The sequence below is a fragment of the Streptomyces sp. NPDC002054 genome (genome assembly GCF_040296685.1).
Classification (GTDB): domain Bacteria; phylum Actinomycetota; class Actinomycetes; order Streptomycetales; family Streptomycetaceae; genus Streptomyces.
In genome coordinates this window covers 103,217-123,726 of sequence record NZ_JBEOXT010000030.1, presented here as the reverse complement: position 1 = coordinate 123,726, position 20,510 = coordinate 103,217, and the positions used below count along the sequence as shown (strand labels likewise).

Below are 20,510 nucleotides of genomic sequence, written 5' to 3'. Positions count from 1 at the left end.
TTCGAGAACCCCAACCCGTTCTCCAACCTGTTCGAGATCTTCCTGATCCTCGTCATCCCGTTCTCGCTGACCCGCACCTTCGGCAAGATGGTCGGAAACCTGCGCCAGGGCTACGCGATCCTCGCCACCATGGGCATCATCTGGCTGACCTTCACCGGACTGATGATGTGGACCGAGTTCGCCCACCACGGCCCGGCCTTCGACATCGCCGGCGGTGCGATGGAGGGCAAGGAGACCCGGTACGGCATCGCCGCCTCCTCGATCTTCTCGGTCGCGACCACGCTCACCTCCACCGGTGCGGTCAACTCCTTCCACTCCTCCTTCACCGGCCTCGGCGGCGGCATCCAGCTGCTGGGCATGCAGCTGGGCGAGATCGCGCCCGGTGGTGTGGGCTCCGGCCTCTACGGCATGCTGGTCATGGCGATCATCGCGGTGTTCATCGCGGGTCTGATGGTCGGCCGTACGCCCGAGTACCTGGGCAAGAAGATCGGCACCCGCGAGATCAAGTTCGCGGCCTGCTACATCCTCATCACCCCGGCCCTGGTCCTCTGCTTCACCGCCGCCGCCATGGCGCTGCCCACGCCGGCCAACTCCATGACGAACTCCGGAGCACACGGCTTCTCCGAGATCCTCTACGCCTACACCTCGGGCGCCAACAACAACGGCTCGGCCTTCGCGGGCCTGAACGCCGACACGCAGTGGTTCAACTCGACCATCGGCATCGCGATGCTGCTGGGCCGCTTCCTGCCCATGGTCTTCGTCCTCGCGCTGGCCGGCTCGCTCGCCGAGCAGAAGCCCGTCCCCGCCACGGCAGGAACCCTGCGCACCGACAAGCCGCTCTACGCGGGCCTGCTCGTCGGCACGATCCTCATCATCACCGGTCTGACCTACTTCCCGGCCCTGGCGCTGGGCCCGCTCGCCGAAGGGCTCGCATCATGAGCACCGCCTCCCCGACCCGTGCTCCGCACGAAGACCTGCCAACCGGCCACAAGCCGCCTGCCGGCCGCGTCGGCGGCGGCCTGTTCGACCCGAAGCAGCTCGTCAAGTCCTTCCCGGACGCGATCCGCAAGCTCGACCCGCGCGTGATGATCAAGTCGCCGGTCATGTTCGTGGTGCTCATCGGCTCGGTGGTCACCACCGTGCTGGCGATCAAGGACCCGACGGACTGGTTCGGCTGGGCGATCACCGCCTGGCTGTGGCTGACCACGATCTTCGCCAACCTGGCCGAGGCCGTCGCCGAGGGCCGCGGCAAGGCCCAGGCCGACACCCTGCGCAAGGCCAAGACCGACTCCGTCGCCCGCCGCCTGACCCAGGACGGCAGCAGCGAGGAGCAGGTCCCCGGCACCGAGCTTCGCATCGGCGACCTGGTGGTCTGCGAGGCCGGCGACATCATCCCCGGCGACGGTGACGTCGTCGAGGGCGTGGCCTCGGTGGACGAGTCGGCGATCACCGGCGAGTCCGCGCCGGTCATCCGCGAGTCGGGCGGCGACCGCTCGGCCGTGACCGGCGGCACCAAGGTCCTCTCCGACCGCATCGTCGTCAAGATCACCACCAAGCCCGGTGAGACCTTCATCGACCGGATGATCGCTCTCGTCGAGGGCGCGGCCCGGCAGAAGACGCCCAACGAGATCGCGCTGAACATCCTGCTGGCCTCGCTGACGATCGTCTTCCTGCTGGCCGTGGTCACGCTCCAGCCGTTCGCGATCTACGCGGACGCCGAGCAGTCGATGATCGTGCTCACCGCGCTGCTGGTCTGCCTGATCCCGACCACCATCGGTGCGCTGCTCTCCGCGATCGGCATCGCCGGCATGGACCGCCTGGTCCAGCGCAACGTCCTCGCCATGTCCGGCCGCGCAGTGGAAGCTGCCGGTGACGTGTCGACGTTGCTGCTCGACAAGACCGGCACCATCACCCTCGGCAACCGTCAGGCCTCGGAGTTCGTCCCGGTCAAGGGAACGACGGAGGCCGAGCTGGCGGACGCCGCCCAGCTGTCGTCCCTCGCGGACGAGACCCCCGAGGGCCGTTCCATCGTCGTCCTGGCGAAGGGCAAGTACGGGCTGCGGGAGCGCCACCAGGGCGAGCTCGCCCACGCCGAGTGGATCGCCTTCACCGCCCAGACCCGTATGTCGGGTGTGGACGTGGACGGCAAGAAAACCCGCAAGGGCGCGGCCGGTTCGGTCATCGCCTGGGTCACCGAGCAGGGCGGCCAGGTCTCCGACGACGCCGACCTTCTCGCCAACAAGATCTCCGAGGCCGGCGGAACCCCGCTCCTCGTGGCCGTCCAGGACGAGAAGGGCGCCCGCGTTCTGGGTGTCATCCACCTCAAGGATGTCGTCAAGGAGGGCATGCGCGAGCGGTTCGACGAGCTGCGCCGCATGGGCATCAAGACGGTCATGATCACGGGTGACAACCCGCTGACCGCCCGGGCCATCGCCGAGGAGGCGGGAGTCGACGACTTCCTCGCCGAGGCCACGCCCGAGGACAAGATGGCGCTGATCAAGCGGGAGCAGGCGGGCGGCAAGCTGGTCGCCATGACCGGTGACGGCACCAACGACGCCCCGGCGCTCGCGCAGGCCGATGTGGGCGTTGCGATGAACACCGGTACCTCGGCCGCCAAGGAGGCCGGGAACATGGTGGACCTGGACTCCAACCCCACCAAGCTCATCGAGATCGTCGAGATCGGCAAGCAGCTCCTGATCACCCGGGGCGCCCTGACCACCTTCTCCATCGCCAACGACGTCGCGAAGTACTTCGCGATCATCCCGGCCATGTTCGCGGTGGTCTACCCGGGCCTGGACAAGCTCAACATCATGGGCCTGTCCTCCCCGGAGTCGGCGATCCTCTCCGCGGTCATCTTCAACGCGCTGATCATCATCGCGCTGGTGCCGCTGGCGCTGAAGGGTGTGCAGTACCGGCCGACCAGCGCGGACAAGATGCTCCGCCGCAACCTGGGCCTCTACGGTCTCGGCGGCCTGATCGCCCCGTTCATCGGCATCAAGCTCATCGACCTGATCATCTCCCTCATCCCCGGAATCGGCTGACCCCATGAACACCTCTGTAGGCAACACAGCACGGTTGATCGGGGCGGGCCTGCGGGCCCTGCTGGTCCTCACGGTCATCTGCGGGGTCATCTACCCCCTCGTCGTGACCGGGATCGCCCAGGCCCTGTTCAACGACAAGGCCAACGGCTCCGAGATCAAGGACAAGAGCGGGCAGGTCGTGGGCTCCTCCCTGATCGGCCAGACGTACAACCTGCCCAAGCAGGCACCTTCCGATTCAACTGCGGGCGACGACCCGGAAGAGGCGGCCAAGCCGGACCTGAAGTGGTTCCAGCCGCGTCCCTCCAACGGCCTGGGCTCCAACAGCGTCAACACCCAGTACTCGCTGATCCTCTCCGGCGCCACCAACCGGGCCGGTGACAACGAGGACCTCATCAAGTGGGTCACCGACGCCAAGGCCGCCGTCGTCGCCGACAACTCCACCGCCACCTACAAGGTCAAGCCGGAGGACGTGCCCGCCGACGCCGTCACCTCCTCCGGCTCCGGCCTCGACCCGCACATCTCGCCCGAGTACGCGGGGCTCCAGGTCCACCGGGTCGCCGAGCAGAACAAGCTCGACGTCAAGCAGGTCGAGAAGCTGGTCGCCGACCACACCACCGGCCGCACCCTCGGCTTCATGGGCGAACCCCGCGTCAACGTCCTCGAGCTCAACGTCGCCCTCAAGGAACTGACCAAGAGCTGACGGTCCGCACAGCAAGGGTCGGAGCCGGCGCCCACGCCGGCTCCGACCCTTATCCACCGCAAGAGGAAGGCCCCACACCGATGATCAAGGTGCTGGTGGTGGAAGACGACGTCCAGCTCGTCCGCGCACTCAGGATCAACCTGGAGGCACGGAAGTTCGAGGTGGAGACGGCTTCCGACGGAAAGAACGCCCTTGAGCTCGCAGCCGCCCGCAAGCCGGACGTCATCGTGCTGGATCTCGGGCTGCCGGACATCGACGGCATCGACGTGATCAAAGAGGTACGAAAGACGAGTGGCGTGCCGATCCTGGTGCTCTCCGCCCGCCACATGTCCGAGGAGAAGATCCGGGCCCTGGACGCAGGGGCGGACGACTACATGACGAAACCGTTCAGCATGGACGAGCTCCTCGCCCGGCTGCGGGCTGCCGTCCGCCGAGGGGAAATTCCGGCACCCTCCAAAGAGGTCTCCACGGTCACGACCGACGAGTTCACCGTGGACCTGATCGCGAAGAAGGTCATTCGGAACGACCGCAGCGTGCGGCTGACCCCCACCGAGTGGCACCTGCTGGAGATCCTCATCACCAACCCCGGCCGACTGGTCAGTCAGCGAAAGCTGCTGCTCGATGTCTGGGGACCGACGTACTCCGAGCACACCAACTACCTGCGGGTCTACATGGCCCAGCTGCGCCGCAAACTGGAAGCTGACCCCTCGCACCCGAGGTATCTGATCACCGAGCCCGGCATGGGCTACCGCTTCGAGGGATGACGTCATGGGACGCGGCAAGTTTCGTATCTACCTGGGCTCGGCCCCGGGCGTCGGCAAGACGTACGCAATGCTCTCGGAGGGCCACCGCCGGACGGAACGCGGCACTGATGTCGTCGTCGGCTTCGTCGAGCACCACAACCGGCCGCGTACCGAGGTGATGCTGCACGGTCTGGAACAGATCTCACGGTGCGAGCTGGAGTACCGCGGCTCCACGTTCACCGAGATGGACGTCGACGCGATCCTCGCCCGTCGCCCCGCCGTGGCGCTCGTGGACGAACTCGCCCACACCAACGTCCCCGGCTCGCGCAACACCAAGCGGTGGGAGGACGTCGAGGAGCTGCTCCAGGCCGGCATCGACGTGGTCTCGACCGTCAACATCCAGCACCTGGAATCCCTCGGCGACGTGGTCGAAACGATCACCGGCGTGCGGCAGCGGGAGACCGTGCCCGACGAAGTCGTGCGGCGCGCCGACCAGATCGAGCTGGTCGACATGTCGCCCCAGGCCCTGCGCCGGCGGATGGCGCACGGCAACATCTACAAGTCCGACAAGGTCGACGCCGCCCTCTCCAACTACTTCCGCCCCGGCAACCTCACCGCCCTGCGCGAACTCGCCCTGCTGTGGACCGCCGACCGGGTCGATGAATACCTCCGCGAATACCGCGGCGAACACAACATCCGCACCACCTGGCAGGCCCGCGAACGCATCGTTGTCGGCCTGACCGGCGGCCCGGAGGGACACACCCTCATCCGGCGCGCCGCCCGCCTCGCCGAGAAGGGCTCGGGCGGCGAAGTCCTCGCCGTCTACATCGCCCGCAGCGACGGGCTGACCGCCGCATCACCCAAGGAACTCGCCGCCCAGCGCACCCTGGTCGAGGACCTGGGCGGCACCTTCCACCATGTCATCGGCGACAACGTCCCCGACGCCCTGCTGGAATTCGCCCGCGGATGCAACGCCACCCAGATCGTCCTCGGAGTCAGCCGCCGCCGCGCCTGGCAGTCGGTCTTCAGCCCCGGCGTCAGCGCCACCGTCGCCCGCGAATCCGGGCCCGACCTCGACGTGCACATCGTCACCCACGACGAGGCCGCCAAGGGCCGCGGCCTGCCCGTCGCCCGGGGCGCGCGGCTCGCCCGGCCCCGCATCATCTGGGGCTGGCTCACCGGCATCGTCGGGCCCGCCCTGCTCACCGTACTGCTGAGCCAGGTCGTCCCCGACCTCGGCCTCGCCAACGACATGCTGCTCTTCCTCACCTTCACCGTGGCGGCAGCACTCCTCGGCGGGCTGCTCCCCGCCCTGGCCTCGGCGGCCTTCGGGTCCCTGCTCCTGAACTACTACTTCACCCCGCCCCTCCACCAGCTCACCATCTCCGATCCCAAGAACATCGTCGCCATCTCGATCTTCGTCGGCGTGGCGGTGTCGGTGGCCTCCGTGGTCGACCTGGCCGCCCGCCGTACTCATCAGGCCGCCCGGCTCCGCGCCGAGTCCGAGATCCTCTCCTTCCTCGCCGGCAGCATCCTGCGCGGCGAAACCGCCCTCGACGCCCTGCTGGAACGGGTGCGCGAGACCTTCGCCATGGAATCCGTCGCGCTGCTGGAGCGCGGTACCGACGTCGAGCCGTGGAGTACGGCGGGCAGCACGGGCCCGAACCCGGTCACCCGCCCCGAGGACGCCGATGTGGACATGCCCATCGGCGAGAACATGGCCCTGGCCCTGACCGGCCGGGTGCTGCCGGCCGAGGACCGGCGCGTGCTCGGCGCCTTCGCCGCCCAGGCAGCCGTCGTACTCGACCGCCAGCGCCTGGTCCACGAGGCCGAGGAAGCCCGCCGCCTGATCGAAGGCAATCAGATCCGGACCGCGCTGCTGGCCGCCGTCAGCCATGACCTGCGCACCCCGCTGGCGGGCATCAAGGCCGCCGTGACCTCGCTGCGTTCCACTGACGTGGAATGGTCCGAGGAGGACCGGGCCGACCTCCTGGAGGGCATCGAGGCCGGCGCCGACCGCCTCGACCACCTGATCGGCAATCTGCTCGACATGTCCCGCCTCCAGACGGGCAGCGTCGTCCCGATCATCCGCGTGACCGATCTCGACGAGGTCGTCCCGATGGCCCTGGCCGGAGTGCCCGACGACAGCGTCGAACTCGACATCCCCGAGACCCTGCCCATGGTCGCCGTCGACCGCGGCCTCCTGGAACGGTCCGTCGCCAACATCGTCGAGAACGCAGTCAAGTACAGCCCCGGCGGGGAACCCGTTCATGTCTCCGCCAGTGTCCTCGGCGACCGTCTCGAACTGCGCGTCGTCGACCGGGGACCGGGCGTCCCCGACGAGGCCAAGGACCGTATATTCGAGCCCTTCCAACGGCACGGAGACGCCCCCGCGGGCGCCGGTGTGGGTCTCGGGCTGGCGGTCGCCAGGGGCTTTGTGGAGGCCATGGAAGGCACCCTGACCGCTGAGGACACCCCGGGCGGCGGGCTGACGATGGTCCTCACGCTGCCCATCGCCGGGGGCGCCCGTCCGGTCGCGGCGGAGCTCCCGGCCGACGCCACGACCTGACCCGGCGCCAGGTCGCCAACCACCCCGGCCGACCCCGGCAGTTGCATCCAGTGGCCGTACGGCTCCATGGCCGTACGGCTCCTCGGCTTGCCCTGCCGGGGTCCGGCGATGCTGGCTGTCCGGCCTCTGACGGCCACCCTCCGCAACGACGCCGTCAACATCACATCAGCGCATCGGGAAAGCGCGTCAAACATGCGTCAGCGGCGGGGACGATTCCCGGCCAGCGGGCATACCTTCGCCGAAGCGCGCCCCGGCCGTCCCGCCGGAGCGCCGTCGCACGCTTCCCCACCAGGAGGAACACCATGTCTACGGCAACGCATCCCGAGGACCCCGAGCCTTCCGAACGCTTCCCGGCCGGACCTCTCTACGTCCCCGTCCGGCCGGGACCCGCGGGCTGCTCGGCCCGCTTCTTCCGCACCCCGCCCGGGGAGCGCACAGCAGTCGGCTTCACCTCCGAGAAGCGACTCACCGCCACCCTGGGTGCCGACCAGGCCTGGATCAGGCTCTCCGAGCCCGCGCTGCGGGCCCTCGCCGAACCGATGGGCGTCCGCCGCCTCACGGTCGACCCGCAGTTCTCCGCCCCCGCCCCCACCTCCGTCGCCAAGCCGCTTCCGGTCTGGCGCGACTGGGATCCCCAGCACATCGGCGTGCTGCGCGTGACCGGGGCCGCCGCGGTCGTGTCCTGCATGAACCTCCTGATCGGCTGAGGGGTATCCGTGTCCGTCACCTCCATTTCCCCGGCCCCTGCCCAGGCCCCGGCCCCGGCCACCTCCGTGGAGCTGTCCATCTGGCCGGCTTCCTCCCGGCCGACCGCCGAAGGCGACGTCACCGTCGCCGATGTCTCCCTCACCGAAGCCGCCGACCGGTTCGGCACCCCGCTGTACGTCCTGGACGAGGGCGAGGTCCGCGACCGCTGCCGTGCCTACCGCGCGGCCTTCCCGGACGCGGACGTCGTGTACGCGGCCAAGGCGTTCCTCTGCCGCGCCATGGCCCGCTGGGTCGAGAGCGAGGGCCTGGGCCTGGACGTCTGCTCCGCAGGCGAACTGGGTCTCGCCATCACCGCGGGATTCCCGGCCGAGCGGATCGTGCTGCACGGCAACGCCAAGAGCCCCGAGGACCTCTACACCGCCGTCCGGCTCGGTGTCGGCCGCATCGTCCTCGACAGCACGCCCGAGATCGCCCGGCTGGCCGAGATCGTGCCCGAAGGCGACCGCCAGCAGGTCATGCTCCGGGTCGTGCCCGGCATCGCGGCCGGCGGCCACGCCAAGATCCGCACCGGTACGGAGGACCAGAAGTTCGGTCTGTCGATCACGGACGGCTCCGCCCAGCACGCCATCGCCAGGATCCTCGCCCAGCCCCGCCTCCAACTCGTGGGCCTGCACTGCCACATCGGCTCCCAGATCTCCTCGGTCAAGCCCTATGTGGCCGCGGTGCGCCGGATGATCGGCCTGATGACCCAGGTACGGGACCACCACGGCCTGGAACTCCCGCAGTTGAACATCGGCGGCGGTCACGGCATCGCCTACCGCCCCGGCGAGGACCGCCTCGACATCGGCACCCTGGCCCGCCGGGTCCGGGCAGAGCTGGCGGACGGCTGCGCCCACGCGAAGCTGCCCGTTCCGTACCTCACCATCGAACCCGGGCGCGCCCTCGTCGGCCCCGCCGGAGTGGCCGTCTACCGGGTCCTCACGGTCAAGGAGACCTCGGGGCGTACGTTCGTCGCCGTCGACGGCGGGATGAGCGACAACCCGAGGCCCGCCCTCTACGGAGTCCGGTACGCGCCCCGGCTGATCGGCCGCCGCTCGACGGCCGCGCCCTCCCCCGTCACGGTGGTGGGCCGGCACTGCGAGGCGGGCGACGTCCTGGCCGACGGGGTGCTGCTGCCCGGAGACATCCAGCCCGGCGACCTCCTCGCGGTACCCGCCGCCGGCGCGTACCACCTGTCCATGGCCTCCGGCTACAACCTGGTCGGCCGCCCGCCGGTGATCGCGGTCCGCGACGGCTCCGCACGGATGCTCGTACGGCGTGAATCCCTGGACGACATGAACCGCCGGGACATCGGCCTGTAGGCCTCCGAACGGCGCCGACCACCCGGCCCCCACCACCCGGCCTCCACCACCCGGCCTCCGCCGGGCGTTTGCCCGGCGGAGGTCCCCCACCCATTCCCCCCTGAGGACGAGGTCTCGATGACCGTCGAAAACACTGTCGGCCTGATCGTGGCCGTCGCCCTGCTGACCTACCTGGTCATTGCCCTGATCAAGCCGGAGAAGTTCTGATGCCCGCCCCCGCTCCCGCCCCCACCCTGGCCGATCCGGCCTCCGTGCACGACGTAAGACCTCCCGGAGACGACCGGCCCCGCCGGATCGGCGCCGGCATGCTCGACCCGAAGCAGTTGTGGCGCGCGCTCCCCCAGGCCCTGCGCAAGCTCAACCCGGTGACCCTGTTCCGGAACCCGGTCATGTTCGTCACCGAGATCGGCGCCGCACTCACCACCGGCCTCGCCGTTTTCGACCCCACCCTCTTCGGCTGGCTGATCACCGCCTGGCTCTGGCTGACCGTGATCTTCGGCAATCTGGCCGAGGCCGTGGCCGAGAGCCGCGGCAAGGCGCAGGCGGACACGCTGCGCCGCACCCGGCAGCAGACGACCGCACGGCGGCTGACCGGCTGGGAGCCGGGTGCGCAGGCGGATTCGTACATCGAGGAGACCGTCTCCGCGGGAGAACTCCGGCGGGGCGACATCGTGTTCGTGCCGGCCGGGGAGCTGATCCCCGGTGACGGCGATGTGATCGAGGGCGCGGCCAGCGTCGACGAGTCCGCCATCACCGGTGAATCCGCCCCGGTCATCCGTGAGTCGGGCGGGGACCGCAGCGCGGTCACCGGCGGCACCGGTGTGCTCTCCGACCAGCTCGTGGTACGGATCACCCAGGAACCCGGGGCCAGCTTCCTGGACCGGATGATCTCCCTGGTCGAGGGCGCCAACCGGCAGAAGACCCCCAATGAGCTGGCGCTCAACCTGCTCCTGGTCATGCTGACCTTCGTCTTCCTGGTCGCGGCCGTGACGCTGCAGCCCATGGCGATCTTCTCCAAGGAGGCGATGGCCGCCGCGCACGACACCGCGGCCCTCACCGCCGACGGCGTCACCGGCATCGTGCTGGTCTCGCTGCTCGTGTGCCTGATCCCGACGACGATCGGCGCACTGCTCTCGGCGATCGGCATCGCCGGGATGGACCGGCTCGTCCAGCGCAACGTACTGGCCATGTCCGGGCGGGCCGTTGAGGCGGCGGGCGATGTCAACACCCTGCTCCTCGACAAGACCGGCACCATCACCTACGGCAACCGGCGGGCGGGCGCGTTCCTCCCGGTCGACTCCGTCCCCGTCGAGCGGCTGGCGCGGGCCGCCCTGCTCTCCTCGCTCGCCGACGAGACGCCCGAGGGCCGCTCGATCGTCGAATTCGCTTATCACGAGTACCAGTTGACCGAGCGTGCCGTGGCCGGCGCCGAGTGGGTTCCCTTCACCGCCGCCACCCGCATGTCGGGGGTCGACCTCCCTGACGGCATACGGCTGCGCAAGGGCGCGGCCTCGGCGGTCGCGGCCTGGGTGCGCGGATGCGGCGGCGAGGTGCCGGCCGCGCTGATGGCGACGGTCGACCAGGTGTCCTCCTCCGGCGGTACGCCGCTGGCGGTCGCGGAGTTGGGCGAAGGCGGCTCGGCCGAGATCCTCGGTGTCGTCCACCTCAAGGACGTCGTCAAGCCGGGCCTGCGGGAGCGCTTCGACGAACTGCGCGCCATGGGCATCCGTACGGTGATGATCACCGGCGACAACCCGGTGACGGCCAAGGCGATCGCCGAAGAGGCGGGAGTCGACGACTTCCTGGCCGAGGCGACCCCCGAGGACAAGCTCGCCCTGATCAAGAAGGAGCAGGCGGGCGGCCACCTGGTCGCGATGACCGGTGACGGCACCAACGACGCACCGGCGCTGGCGCAGGCGGACGTCGGCGTGGCGATGAACACGGGCACGTCGGCCGCGAAGGAGGCCGGCAACATGGTCGACCTCGACTCCGACCCCACGAAGATCATCGAGATCGTGGAGATCGGCAAGCAGCTCCTCATCACCCGGGGCGCGCTCACGACCTTCTCCATCGCCAATGACATCGCCAAGTACTTCGCGATCCTGCCCGCGATGTTCGCGGCCGTGTACCCCGGGCTCGACCGGCTCAACATCATGGACCTGCACTCGCCGCTGTCCGCGATCCTCTCCGCCGTCGTCTTCAACGCGGTGGTGATCGTGGCGCTGATCCCGCTGGCCCTGCGCGGCGTGCGGTACCGGCCGAGCAGTGCCTCCGCCCTGCTGACCCGCAATCTGTGGGTCTACGGCCTCGGCGGTGTCATCGTCCCGTTCCTCGCCATCAAGTTCATCGACTTCGCCCTCGTCCAGTTCATCCCGGGGATCTGACCCATGAACACACGACTCCCGCACTGGCTGGCCCAGAACATCGCCGCCGTCCGTGTCGTCCTCGTCCTCACCCTGCTCACCGGCCTGGTGTATCCGCTGGCCATGACGGCCGCCGCGCAAGTCCCCGGCCTGAGCTCCAAGGCGGAGGGTTCGCGGATCTCCGGCCCCGACGGCAGCCGGGCCGGCAGCTCGCTGATCGGCCAGTCCTTCACGGACGCCGAGGGCAACCCGCTGAAGCAGTACTTCCAGTCCCGTCCCTCCAACGCCGGTACGGGCTACGACGCCGGCGCGTCCGGCGCGGGGAACCAGGGCCCCGAGTCCGTGGTGGACACCCTGCCCACCGGCGACGACCCCACCACCGGCAAGGCGAGCCTGCTCACCCAGGTCTGCTCCCGCTCCAAGGCGGTCGCCGACCTGGAGGGTGTGAACGGCGCCCGCCCGTTCTGCACGGGCGACGGGGTCGGCGCGACCCTGGGCGTCTTCTACGACGGCGGTACGAGCGGCACCGTCACCCGGGTGGTCAGCCTCAATCAGGCATGCCCGGCCCAGCCGTTCCTCACCACCCACAAGGGCATCGCCGTGGAGTGCGCAAAGCCCGGCGAGGACTACAGCCGTGCCGTGACCGTCCCCGTACGCGGCGACGCCCCCGCACATCCGGAGGTACCGGCCGACGCGGTCACCGCGAGCGCCAGCGGGCTCGACCCGCACATCAGCCCGGCGTACGCGAAGCTGCAGGTACCGCGGATCGCCCGCGAACGCGGCACCGACACGGGAAGCATCCGCAAGCTGGTCGCCGAGCACACCACCGGCCGCGCGCTCGGCGTGTTCGGTGAGCCGGCCGTCAACGTCGTCACGCTCAACCTGGCGCTGGACCGCGCGTACCCCCGGCACGACTCGAAGAAGCAGGGAGCCTGACCATGGCGGCCTGGATCCAGGCAACGATCATCCTCGCCGTGGTGGTGGGACTGCACGTCCCCCTCGGCGACTACATGGCCCGTGTCCTCGAAGGAGGCCGGCCGGGCCGGGCCGAGAAGGCGCTCTACCGCCTCTGCGGCATCAACCCGGACAAGGAACAGTCCTGGCGGCACTATCTCACCGCCGTCCTGGCCTTCTCCTTCATCAGCATCGCCGCTCTCTTCACGCTCTTCACCCTCCAGGGCAAGCTGCCCTGGTCGGCCGGGCACGAAGGCATGCCGTGGCGGCTCGCCCTGCACACGGCCGTCTCCTTCACCACCAACACCAGCTGGCAGAACTACGCGGGTGAGTCCACGACCGGGCACCTGGCCGTCATGGCGGGCCTGGGCGTCCAGGCGTTCGCCTCGGCGGCGGTCGGCATCTGCGTGGCCCTCGCCCTCGTCCGGGGCCTCGTCCGGCGCAGCACCGACGACCTCGGCAACTTCTGGGTCGACCTGCTGCGCACGATCTTCCGCGTCCTGGTCCCGATCGCGGTCCTCGGCGGGCTGGTCCTGATGGCGGGCGGTGTCGTCCAGAGCCTCGGCGGCGGCCACACCGTCACCACGGTGGCGGGCACCGCCCAGCAGACGATCCCGGACGGACCGGTGGCCTCGTGGGAGGCGCTGAAGCTCTTCTCGGGCGACGGCGGCGGAGTCTTCAACGCCAACAGCGCGCACCCCTTCGAGAACCCGACGGCGTGGACCAACGCCTTCGAGATCGTGCTGATGCTGCTCATTCCGACGGCCTGCATCCGCATGTTCGGCCGGCTGATCGGCAGCCTGAAGCAGAGCTGGACCCTCCTCACGGTGGTCGGCATCCTCTTCGGCCTGCTGCTTGCGGCCGGCACCCTCGCCCAGTCCGCGCACACTGGCACGGTCACCGAGGCCGTCGGCGGCCAGTACGAGGGCACCGAGACCCGCTTCGGGATCCCCGGCTCCACCCTCTTCGGCATCGCGGCCACCGGCAGCGCGGACGGCGCCGCCAACGCGTCGTACGACAGCTTCTCCAGCCTCGGCGGCGGCGTGCTGCTCGCCGCGATGATGCTCGGCGAGATCGCCCCCGGCGGCACCGGCAGCGGCCTCTACGGCCTGATCATCGTCGTCCTGGTGGCCGTCTTCATCGGCGGCCTGATGGTCGGCCGCACCCCCGAGTACCTGCGCAAGCGCATCGGTTACGCGGAGATGCGCTGGGTCGTGGTGTACGCGCTGATCCCGCCCACGGTGATCCTGACGTGCAGCGCGTTCGCGCTGGCGATGGGCGACGCCCAGTCCTCGATGGGCAACGCGGGGGCCCACGGCCTGACGGAGCTGATCTACGCCTACACCAGCAACACCAACAGCAACGGCAGCGCGATGGCGGGCTTCAACGGCGCCACCGACTTCCACAACCTGCTGATGGTGGTCGCCATGCTGGCGGGCCGCTACCTCCCGATGGTCTGCGTCCTGGCCCTGGCCGGCCGTCTCGCCAGGCAGCAGCCGGGTGTGGTCACGGTCGGCACCCTCCGCGCCCAGGGAGTCAACTTCGTCGTCCTGGCCACCGCGGCGTCCGTGATCCTGGCACTGCTCAACTTCCTCCCGGCCCTCTCCCTCGGCACCATCGCCGACGGACTCATGTAGCGGCCCGGGCCGTGGCCGCGGTCCTGGGGGCCGCCGCCGGAAGCATCAGCCTGACCTCGAACCCGGTGCCGGAGGCGCCGGGTTCGAGCGTTCCCCCCATGGTTTCCACCAGGTCCCGGGACATCCGCAGGGTCAGGCCGTGCACCGTACGCCCCGGGCGCGTCCCCGGCGTGCTGCCCTCGGATCCGTCCGTCAGCCGGATCTCCACGAAGCCGGGCCGGGCCTCGGCCGTCAGCAGCGCGGTCCGTTCCGGCGGACTGTGCCGCTGGGCCTCGGCCGCCAGCGCGGTCAACACGCGGGTGAGGACGGCCGCGTCGGTGATCACGTAGGGCAGCTGCTCCGGCAGGCTGCAGCGGATCGTACGGCCACCGGGGCCGAGATCGTCGAGAACGGCGGTCACCACGTCATCGAGGTCGACCGGCCGCAGGTACAGGTCGAGTGCGCCCACATGCAGACGGCTGAGGGCGTCGAGGTCCGAGACCAGCCGGGCGGCGTGGCGCACCGACGACCGTGCCGTGTCAAGGAGGCCGTCCTGCTCCGGGTCCGAGAGGGGTTTGCGGAGTCCGGTGAGAGCCTCACCCGCGGCGCGCAGCGGGCCCCGCAGCTCTCGGCTCGCGGTCAGGAGCAGTGTGGCCCGGGTGTGCTCGGCATCGGCTCGGAGGCCGGATTCGGCGTCATGGGCGGCGAGCCGGCCCTGGGAGTACGCCATGCCCAGTTGCGCCGCGCACACGCCGAGGACCCGCTGGTCGTCGCCGCTCAGCGGTCGCCCCCGGGCGGCCAGGGTGAGGCTGCCGCCGGCGGGGCTTTCCGCGTCGGCGTCGTACGGGCGCTCCGGCGGATCCGCGCCGGTGCTGGCGACGACGTACCAGCGCGGCTCGGCGGCGTGCCCGGTGTCCCTTTCCAGCAGACTCACCGAGTCCAGGCCGAAGTCCTCCCGGACCTGTTCGAGCAGGGTGGGCAGGTCCTCGCCGTGCATCATGGCGGTGGCCAGCCTGCTCAGCGCGGTGGCCTCGGAACTCGCGCGGACCGCCTGGTACGTGCGGCGCGCGGCCGTTCCCGCGGCCATGCCGACGAGAACGGCCGTGACGACGTACACCAGCAGCGCGAGGACGTCGGCGAAGTGCTCGACGCGCAGCGAGTGCAGCGGCGGGGTGAAGTAGTAGTCGGCGAGCAGGCCGGCGGCGAGGGCGGCCAGCAGGGCGGGGACGAGGCCGCCGACCAGGGCGATCACGACGACGGCCAGCAGATAGAGCACCAGCGCGAGGGCGAGGTCCACGCGCTCGCCGAGCAGAACCAGCAGGAACGTCAGGACCGGGAGTGCGACCGCCGCGAGCAGCATCGCCGTCCAGAACCGCCGCGGCCCGGTGGCCCGGGTCGGGTGCGGCAACCGCAGGGCGGGCGACGACCCGGCGGCGCGCTCATGGGTCACGACGAGTACGTCGATGGGGCCGGACCGCTGGATCGTCCGGTGCCCGACGCCGCCCCGGAGGAACGTGGAGAACCTCCCGCGGCGGCTCGCGCCCAGCACGATCTGCGTGACGCTCTCGGCCTCCGCGAACTGCAGCAGCGCTTCGGGAATGTCGTCGCCGGTGGTCTGGTGGTAGCTGCCGCCCAGCGACTCCACCAGCGCTCCTTGGGCCGCGAGGGCGGCCTGATCTCCCCGGACGAGACCGTCGCTCGGTACGACGTGCAGTGCCAGCAGCTCGCTGCCGGGATTGCGGGCGGTGACCCGGGCGGCGCGGCGGATCAGGGTGTCGCCCTCCGGGCCGCCGGTCAGGGCGACCATGATGCGCTCGCGGGTCTCCCACGGGGCGGTGATCCCGTGTTCGGCCCGATAGCGTTGCAGCCCCTCCTCCACACGGTCGGCCAGCCACAGCAGCGCGAGTTCACGCAGGGCAGTGAGGTTTCCCAGGCGGAAGTAGTGGGTGAGGGCCGCCTCGATGCGGTCCGACGGATAGATCTCGCCGTGCAGCATGCGCCGGCGCAGCAGCTCCGGCGGTAGGTCGACGAGCTCGATCTGGTCCGCCCGGCGTGCCACCTCGTCGGGCAGGGTCTCGCGCTGCGGAACACCGGTGATCTGCCGAACCACGTCGCCCAGGGACTCCAGGTGCTGGACATTGAGGGTGGTGACCACGTCGATCCCCGCGTCCAGAAGCTCCTCGACGTCCTGCCATCGCTTGGCATGGCGGGAGCCGGGCACATTGGTGTGCGCCAGTTCGTCGACCAGGGCGACCTGCGGACGGCGGGCGAGCACCGCGTCCAGGTCCATCTCGGTGAACGTCGCCCCGCGGTACTCCATGGTGTGCCGGGGAACGACCTCCAGCCCCTCAGCCAGGGCGGCGGTGGGCCGTCGCCCGTGCGGCTCGACAAAGCCGACGATCACATCGGCGCCGGCCGAGGCCAGGCGCTGCCCTTCCTCGAGCATCGCGTACGTCTTCCCCACCCCGGGGGCGGCCCCGAGGTACACCCGCAATCGCCCACGCGCCATGGTCGCGTTCCTGCCCGGTCGTCACGCCTTCGCCCTCCTCTCCATGGTGCGCCGCCGTGACCGCGCCCGCGCTCTGCCGCCGTCCGTACTTATGCCGCGTGTCTCAGCCCGGTGAGGACGGGCCGGTGGTCGCTGCCCAGGTCGGGCAGGACGCTGGTGCTGGTGGGCGCCAGGCCGCGCAGGAGTACGTGGTCGATCCGGACCATGGGGAAGGCGGCGGGCCAGGTGAAGCCGAAGCCTCGGCCTGCGTCTGCCTGTGCGGGGCTGAGGTGGCGGGCGAGGGGGGCGAGGCCGCGGTCGTGCACGCTGCCGTTGAGGTCGCCGAGCAGCATCACGCGGTCGGCCGGGTCCTCGGCTATGCGGTCGGCCAGCGCGGTGGCGGCGGCGTCGCGGGGCCCGATCGTGAAGCCCTCGTTCGCGCGGACGCGTACGGAAGGCAGACGCACGGCGTAGACGGCGGTGTCTCCGCCGGGCATGCCCGCAACGGCCCGGATCGCATGGGGCCAGGAGCCGCCCAGGTGCATGGCCTCGACGTCATGCAGTGCGTATCGAGACCACAGACCCAGGGTGTTGTAGGTGGCGTGGTGGTGGTAGGTCCCGGCGAGTGCCTTCTTGTACCTGGCCATGTCCGGCACCGGCACCTTCTCCAGGGCGACGAGATCGGCGCCGGTGGCGATCACTTCACGGGCAATGGCCTCCGGGGTGGTGCGGTCCCCGCCCACGTTGAAGGTCAGGGCCTTGAACTCGGAGTGGCCGGCGCGAGGGGTGCCTGCCAGAGCGGGCACGAAGACGTAGCACCAGGCCACCAGCGGCACCAGGGTTGCGGCCACCCCAAGGGGTGAGCCGCGCGTCAGCGCCCACAGCAGGAGCACCGGTATCAGAGCACCGAACCACGGGAGGACGTTCTCGGCGAGGCTGCCGAGTTGGCCCGGAGTGTTGGGCAGCAGCTCCGGAAAGAGCAGCACTACGGCGAGGAGGAGGGCGGCAACGGCTATGCGTTTGGTGTGCCGGGGCCGGCTCCCCGGTCCGTCCAGCACAACGACCACCTCTGTCATGTATCAATGAAATAAGGGAATAAGGGACTATCCCCTCGACAACAGACAGACCATGACATCCATAAATCATCCAGGTCAAATCTGAGCCCTGTGTGGCCTTGTTCATGAGGGCCGGTACTCATGAACAAGGCCGGACAGGGCATCACCGGTCCTGCAGAAGGTTCTTGCCTACGACTCCCGCACAAGTCGCCCCGCTGCCGGCCGCGGCGCGGGCGGGACCGGCGGAGGGTACGGGCCGTGACAGGCAGGCCGGTCGGGGATCGGTCTCTGGTCGGGCGGGCTGCCGAAGGGGGAGGCTCTCGAGGGGGCGAGCACCCCGGGCGGTTCGCCACCACCTCCTCGACTGAGGGTCCCCCAGGCGAATCCGACGATGCCGGCCTGGAGTCGTGACTCCACGTCGAGCTTCGCGAGGATCTGCGCCACATGGGCCTTGGCGGTGCGTTCGGTGATGGCGAGACGGACCGCAATGGTCCGGTTCGACGCCCCCTTGGCAAGGAGTTGGAAGACGTCGAACTCACGCTCCGACAGCAGCGGCACACGGGCCAGGACGGCGTCCCAGGCGCGGTCGTGGGGCGTGGCCCCCCGGTCGGTGACGAGGTAGGAGCCCCAGACGTGCGGGCTCCAGGTCTCTACGGCGTTCATGGTGTTGACGGACTCCTGAGTTCTCGACCGTGGGATGGGCCGTCGGCGGTACCGACGGTTCGACGCAGGCCGTGCGGGGCCTGGGCGTGCACCGCGCGCGAGTTGGGGGGAACACACCGCAGGCGCGCAGGGAGGGAGGCATGGGCAGCACCGTCCGCAGGCCCGACCGGTTCAAGGGGGATGCCGGTGGGCTCAGTGCGGAGGACGGACGGTGATGGTGGTCCGGGCGCGCGGCACGCCGCGCCAGTGACGCCCGGGGAGGATGCACACCACCGCAGATCTGGACGAAACGGACCTGACGGGACCGTAGGCGTCACTCCGGAGGCGTACTACACGGGGGGGTACGACCCGGCTGCGGGCTCTCACCCCCGCCCGGATCCGCCGGACCGGGGTGGTTGTGGTCGCGCGGTCCGGGCGGGCGCGCACTGCGCCCCGCGCGGCGGCGGGTTCTGGGAGGCGGCGCGGGCATGGTGCCGCCCGACCTCCCGCAGGCAGCAGAGAAATCGAGTTCCGTCGGCTACGGCCGAGCACAAGTCTCGGTCGCGGGGTATTGCGGCGACCCGACGCCGGATATCACCGACGGCCGTCACGGGTAAGCCGGCTTCCCGACCCCCGCCGTTCGCCTTCATTTTTTCAGCCATCTGGGCGGCGAATATCCGCCACCTGTTTTCCGGCCACGAGGGAATACAATTCCGGACACGGGAATCGGATAACGGACTCCTCGTCCCCGCAGGCACGCATCCACAGGGACAGAAGGCCCTTGCCGGCAGGAGCAGTTCCCCCCGCCCCACTGCGAGACGATCATGCTGAAGGTCCGTCTGGTCACAGGGTGTACGCCCCTCGCCCATGACAACTCCCTCGGGTGTCTTGAAGGAATGGGTGGCCCGGACGCAATTGGCCGACGCGTGATCGGCGACGAAAGGGATTACTCCCTGGTCACCACGTATGTCACGCTACTCGACGTATTCCTGTGGAGGCAATGCGTGATCCAATATCTGAGACAGTATCCGGCTGAAAATCGTCCGACGCCCGTCCGGATATCTCGCTTTTCTGGTTGCGAAATAAACCAGAAACACGGATGCGCCCGCCGGCGGTGCCGGCGGGCGCATCGGGTCGTTGAGGGACGGGTCTACGGGACTCCGGCCAGGCGCAGCAGCGCCGCCGTGGCTGCGGCGGCGAGCACCACCACCAGGAACGGCGCCTTGCGCCAGGCGAGCACGCCACCGACGACGACGCCGGCGGGCCGGGCCACGCCGGCGAAGTCGGCACCCTCGGCAAGTGCCGACGTGGCAGCGAGGGCGGCGAGCAGGACGACCGCGGAGACCTCCAGCAACTTCTCCGCCCGCTGCGGGAAGGTGACCCGGGCGCGCAGCGCCGGGCCGGAGAGGCGGAGCAGAAAGGTGCCGCCCGCCAGGGCCAGCATCGCGGCCAGGGCCGGCACCACGGGTACGGCGTCGCTCAACGGACCGCTCCTTCGGAGGACTCTGACGGATCGGATGACTCTGACGGATCGGAACTATCTGATGCTGTGGCGGGGGCGTCCTCCGGTCCGGCCGGCGGAGCCGAACCCTCCTGCCGCGCCGAGAGGAGAACGAACAGCGGCAGCGCGCCGAGCGCGACCAGGACGGGCAGGCCGGCGGGGAGGAACGCAACCGCCGCCAGGGCCAGGGCGCAGCCCGCCAGGGCGGTCCGCCGCAGTGCCCGCTCCTTGAGGGCGGGCAGGATCAGCGCCACGATCACCGCGGGGAACATGGCGTCCAGCCCCAGGGTCCCGGTGTCCTCGACCACACTTCCGAGCAGCGCCCCGAGGGCGGCACCGGTCGGCCAGCAGACCAGGATGCCGAGGCCGCAGGCCCAGTACGCGGCGCGCTTGCGCGGGAGGCCGTCCTGGGCGATGGCGAAGACGACCGTCTCGTCGTTCATCAGGTGGGTGCCGAGCAGGCGGCGCCAGCCGCGCCCCAGTACATCGGGGACTGCCAGGCCGAACGGCAGGTGGCGGGCGTTGACCAGCAGGCCGGCCAGGAGGGCGGCGATCGGGCTGCCGCCGGCCGCGATGATCCCGACGAAGAGGAACTCCGAGGACGCGGCGAGGACGAGCGCGCCCATCAGGACGGGGAACCACCAGGCGAAGTCGGCGGTGACCGAGACGGCGCCGTACGAGACGCCGATGACGCCGACGGCCAGGCAGACGAGGGCGATGTCGCGTAACGGGCCCCGGTCCAATGTTCTCCATATCGAACGCATGGCGT

General features: G+C 70.2%; 16 protein-coding genes. 11 read left to right on the top strand and 5 right to left on the bottom strand.

The features are described 5' to 3' along the window. The 11 genes from kdpA (ABT123_RS26005) to kdpA (ABT123_RS25955) all read left to right on the top strand — a co-directional run. Positions 1-939 (top strand): potassium-transporting ATPase subunit KdpA (gene kdpA, locus ABT123_RS26005; protein ID WP_351318872.1); only part of this gene is annotated, 939 nt, incomplete at its 5' end. Then, the gene (kdpB, locus tag ABT123_RS26000; RefSeq protein ID WP_351318870.1) at positions 936-3,041 is read left to right on the top strand and encodes a potassium-transporting ATPase subunit KdpB; all 2,106 of its coding nucleotides are present in this window, start codon (positions 936-938) and stop codon (positions 3,039-3,041) included. The genes kdpA (ABT123_RS26005) and kdpB (ABT123_RS26000), both read left to right, overlap by 4 nt. 4 nt (positions 3,042-3,045) lie before the next feature. Beyond that, positions 3,046-3,741 carry a potassium-transporting ATPase subunit C gene (locus tag ABT123_RS25995; protein WP_351318868.1) on the top strand — a complete coding sequence of 232 codons (696 nt, stop codon included), beginning with the start codon at positions 3,046-3,048 and terminating at the stop codon, positions 3,739-3,741. Between the two features lie 80 nt (positions 3,742-3,821). Then, complete coding sequence (locus tag ABT123_RS25990) at positions 3,822-4,505, top strand: response regulator (RefSeq protein ID WP_351318866.1); 684 nt, start codon at positions 3,822-3,824, stop codon at positions 4,503-4,505. 4 nt (positions 4,506-4,509) lie between these two features. Next, positions 4,510-7,053 carry an ATP-binding protein gene (locus ABT123_RS25985; protein ID WP_351318864.1) on the top strand — a complete coding sequence of 848 codons (2,544 nt, stop codon included), beginning with the start codon at positions 4,510-4,512 and terminating at the stop codon, positions 7,051-7,053. 302 nt (positions 7,054-7,355) lie between these two features. Next, entirely contained in the window at positions 7,356-7,760 is a 405-nt protein-coding gene (locus ABT123_RS25980) for an SAV_915 family protein (protein WP_351318862.1), read from the top strand. Positions 7,761-7,769: 9 nt separating this feature from the next. Beyond that, positions 7,770-9,122 carry a diaminopimelate decarboxylase gene (gene lysA, locus ABT123_RS25975; RefSeq protein WP_502971050.1) on the top strand — a complete coding sequence of 451 codons (1,353 nt, stop codon included), beginning with the start codon at positions 7,770-7,772 and terminating at the stop codon, positions 9,120-9,122. A gap of 117 nt (positions 9,123-9,239) precedes the next feature. Then, the gene (gene kdpF / locus ABT123_RS25970) at positions 9,240-9,329 is read left to right on the top strand and encodes a K(+)-transporting ATPase subunit F (protein ID WP_351318860.1); all 90 of its coding nucleotides are present in this window, start codon (positions 9,240-9,242) and stop codon (positions 9,327-9,329) included. Then, positions 9,329-11,506, top strand: coding sequence for a potassium-transporting ATPase subunit KdpB (gene kdpB, locus ABT123_RS25965; RefSeq protein WP_502971049.1), 2,178 nt, complete (start codon positions 9,329-9,331; stop codon positions 11,504-11,506). The genes kdpF and kdpB (ABT123_RS25965) overlap by 1 nt, the downstream gene beginning before the upstream one ends. A 3-nt stretch (positions 11,507-11,509) precedes the next feature. Beyond that, complete coding sequence (locus tag ABT123_RS25960) at positions 11,510-12,421, top strand: potassium-transporting ATPase subunit C (protein ID WP_351318858.1); 912 nt, start codon at positions 11,510-11,512, stop codon at positions 12,419-12,421. A 2-nt stretch (positions 12,422-12,423) separates the two neighbouring features. Further along, positions 12,424-14,076: a potassium-transporting ATPase subunit KdpA gene (gene kdpA, locus ABT123_RS25955; RefSeq protein WP_351318856.1), complete on the top strand. Its 1,653-nt coding sequence runs from the start codon at positions 12,424-12,426 to the stop codon at positions 14,074-14,076. Here the strand turns inward: kdpA (ABT123_RS25955) and ABT123_RS25950 are convergent. The 5 genes from ABT123_RS25950 to ABT123_RS25930 all read right to left on the bottom strand — a co-directional run bounded on the left by ABT123_RS25950 (position 14,069) and on the right by ABT123_RS25930 (position 20,505). Further along, the gene (locus ABT123_RS25950; RefSeq protein ID WP_351318854.1) at positions 14,069-16,564 is read right to left on the bottom strand and encodes a sensor histidine kinase; all 2,496 of its coding nucleotides are present in this window, start codon (positions 16,562-16,564) and stop codon (positions 14,069-14,071) included. The genes kdpA (ABT123_RS25955) and ABT123_RS25950 overlap by 8 nt on opposite strands. A gap of 89 nt (positions 16,565-16,653) precedes the next feature. After that, positions 16,654-17,619 carry an endonuclease/exonuclease/phosphatase family protein gene (locus tag ABT123_RS25945; protein ID WP_351318852.1) on the bottom strand — a complete coding sequence of 322 codons (966 nt, stop codon included), beginning with the start codon at positions 17,617-17,619 and terminating at the stop codon, positions 16,654-16,656. Between the two features lie 168 nt (positions 17,620-17,787). Then, positions 17,788-18,261, bottom strand: a complete 474-nt coding sequence (locus tag ABT123_RS25940) for a helix-turn-helix domain-containing protein (protein WP_351318850.1) — start codon at positions 18,259-18,261, stop codon at positions 17,788-17,790. Between the two features lie 1,129 nt (positions 18,262-19,390). Continuing rightward, the gene (locus tag ABT123_RS25935) at positions 19,391-19,684 is read right to left on the bottom strand and encodes an AzlD domain-containing protein (RefSeq protein ID WP_351318882.1); all 294 of its coding nucleotides are present in this window, start codon (positions 19,682-19,684) and stop codon (positions 19,391-19,393) included. Between the two features lie 35 nt (positions 19,685-19,719). After that, positions 19,720-20,505 carry an AzlC family ABC transporter permease gene (locus ABT123_RS25930; RefSeq protein WP_351318848.1) on the bottom strand — a complete coding sequence of 262 codons (786 nt, stop codon included), beginning with the start codon at positions 20,503-20,505 and terminating at the stop codon, positions 19,720-19,722. Between the last annotated feature and the right edge of the window lie 5 nt (positions 20,506-20,510).

Bases quoted from the DNA above. Each gene is read 5' to 3' on its own strand.
- kdpF (WP_351318860.1), top strand. From the start codon at position 9,240: ATGACCGTCGAAAACACTGTCGGCCTGATCGTGGCCGTCGCCCTGCTG.
- ABT123_RS25945 (WP_351318852.1), bottom strand. From the start codon at position 17,619: ATGACAGAGGTGGTCGTTGTGCTGGACGGACCGGGGAGCCGGCCCCGG.
- ABT123_RS25995 (WP_351318868.1), top strand. From the start codon at position 3,046: ATGAACACCTCTGTAGGCAACACAGCACGGTTGATCGGGGCGGGCCTG.
- ABT123_RS25990 (WP_351318866.1), top strand. From the start codon at position 3,822: ATGATCAAGGTGCTGGTGGTGGAAGACGACGTCCAGCTCGTCCGCGCA.
- ABT123_RS25980 (WP_351318862.1), top strand. From the start codon at position 7,356: ATGTCTACGGCAACGCATCCCGAGGACCCCGAGCCTTCCGAACGCTTC.
- ABT123_RS25950 (WP_351318854.1), bottom strand. From the start codon at position 16,564: ATGGCGCGTGGGCGATTGCGGGTGTACCTCGGGGCCGCCCCCGGGGTG.
- ABT123_RS25930 (WP_351318848.1), bottom strand. From the start codon at position 20,505: ATGCGTTCGATATGGAGAACATTGGACCGGGGCCCGTTACGCGACATC.
- ABT123_RS25935 (WP_351318882.1), bottom strand. From the start codon at position 19,684: ATGCTGGCCCTGGCGGGCGGCACCTTTCTGCTCCGCCTCTCCGGCCCG.
- ABT123_RS25940 (WP_351318850.1), bottom strand. From the start codon at position 18,261: ATGAACGCCGTAGAGACCTGGAGCCCGCACGTCTGGGGCTCCTACCTC.
- kdpB (WP_502971049.1), top strand. From the start codon at position 9,329: ATGCCCGCCCCCGCTCCCGCCCCCACCCTGGCCGATCCGGCCTCCGTG.
- kdpA (WP_351318856.1), top strand. From the start codon at position 12,424: ATGGCGGCCTGGATCCAGGCAACGATCATCCTCGCCGTGGTGGTGGGA.
- kdpB (WP_351318870.1), top strand. From the start codon at position 936: ATGAGCACCGCCTCCCCGACCCGTGCTCCGCACGAAGACCTGCCAACC.
- ABT123_RS25960 (WP_351318858.1), top strand. From the start codon at position 11,510: ATGAACACACGACTCCCGCACTGGCTGGCCCAGAACATCGCCGCCGTC.
- ABT123_RS25985 (WP_351318864.1), top strand. From the start codon at position 4,510: ATGGGACGCGGCAAGTTTCGTATCTACCTGGGCTCGGCCCCGGGCGTC.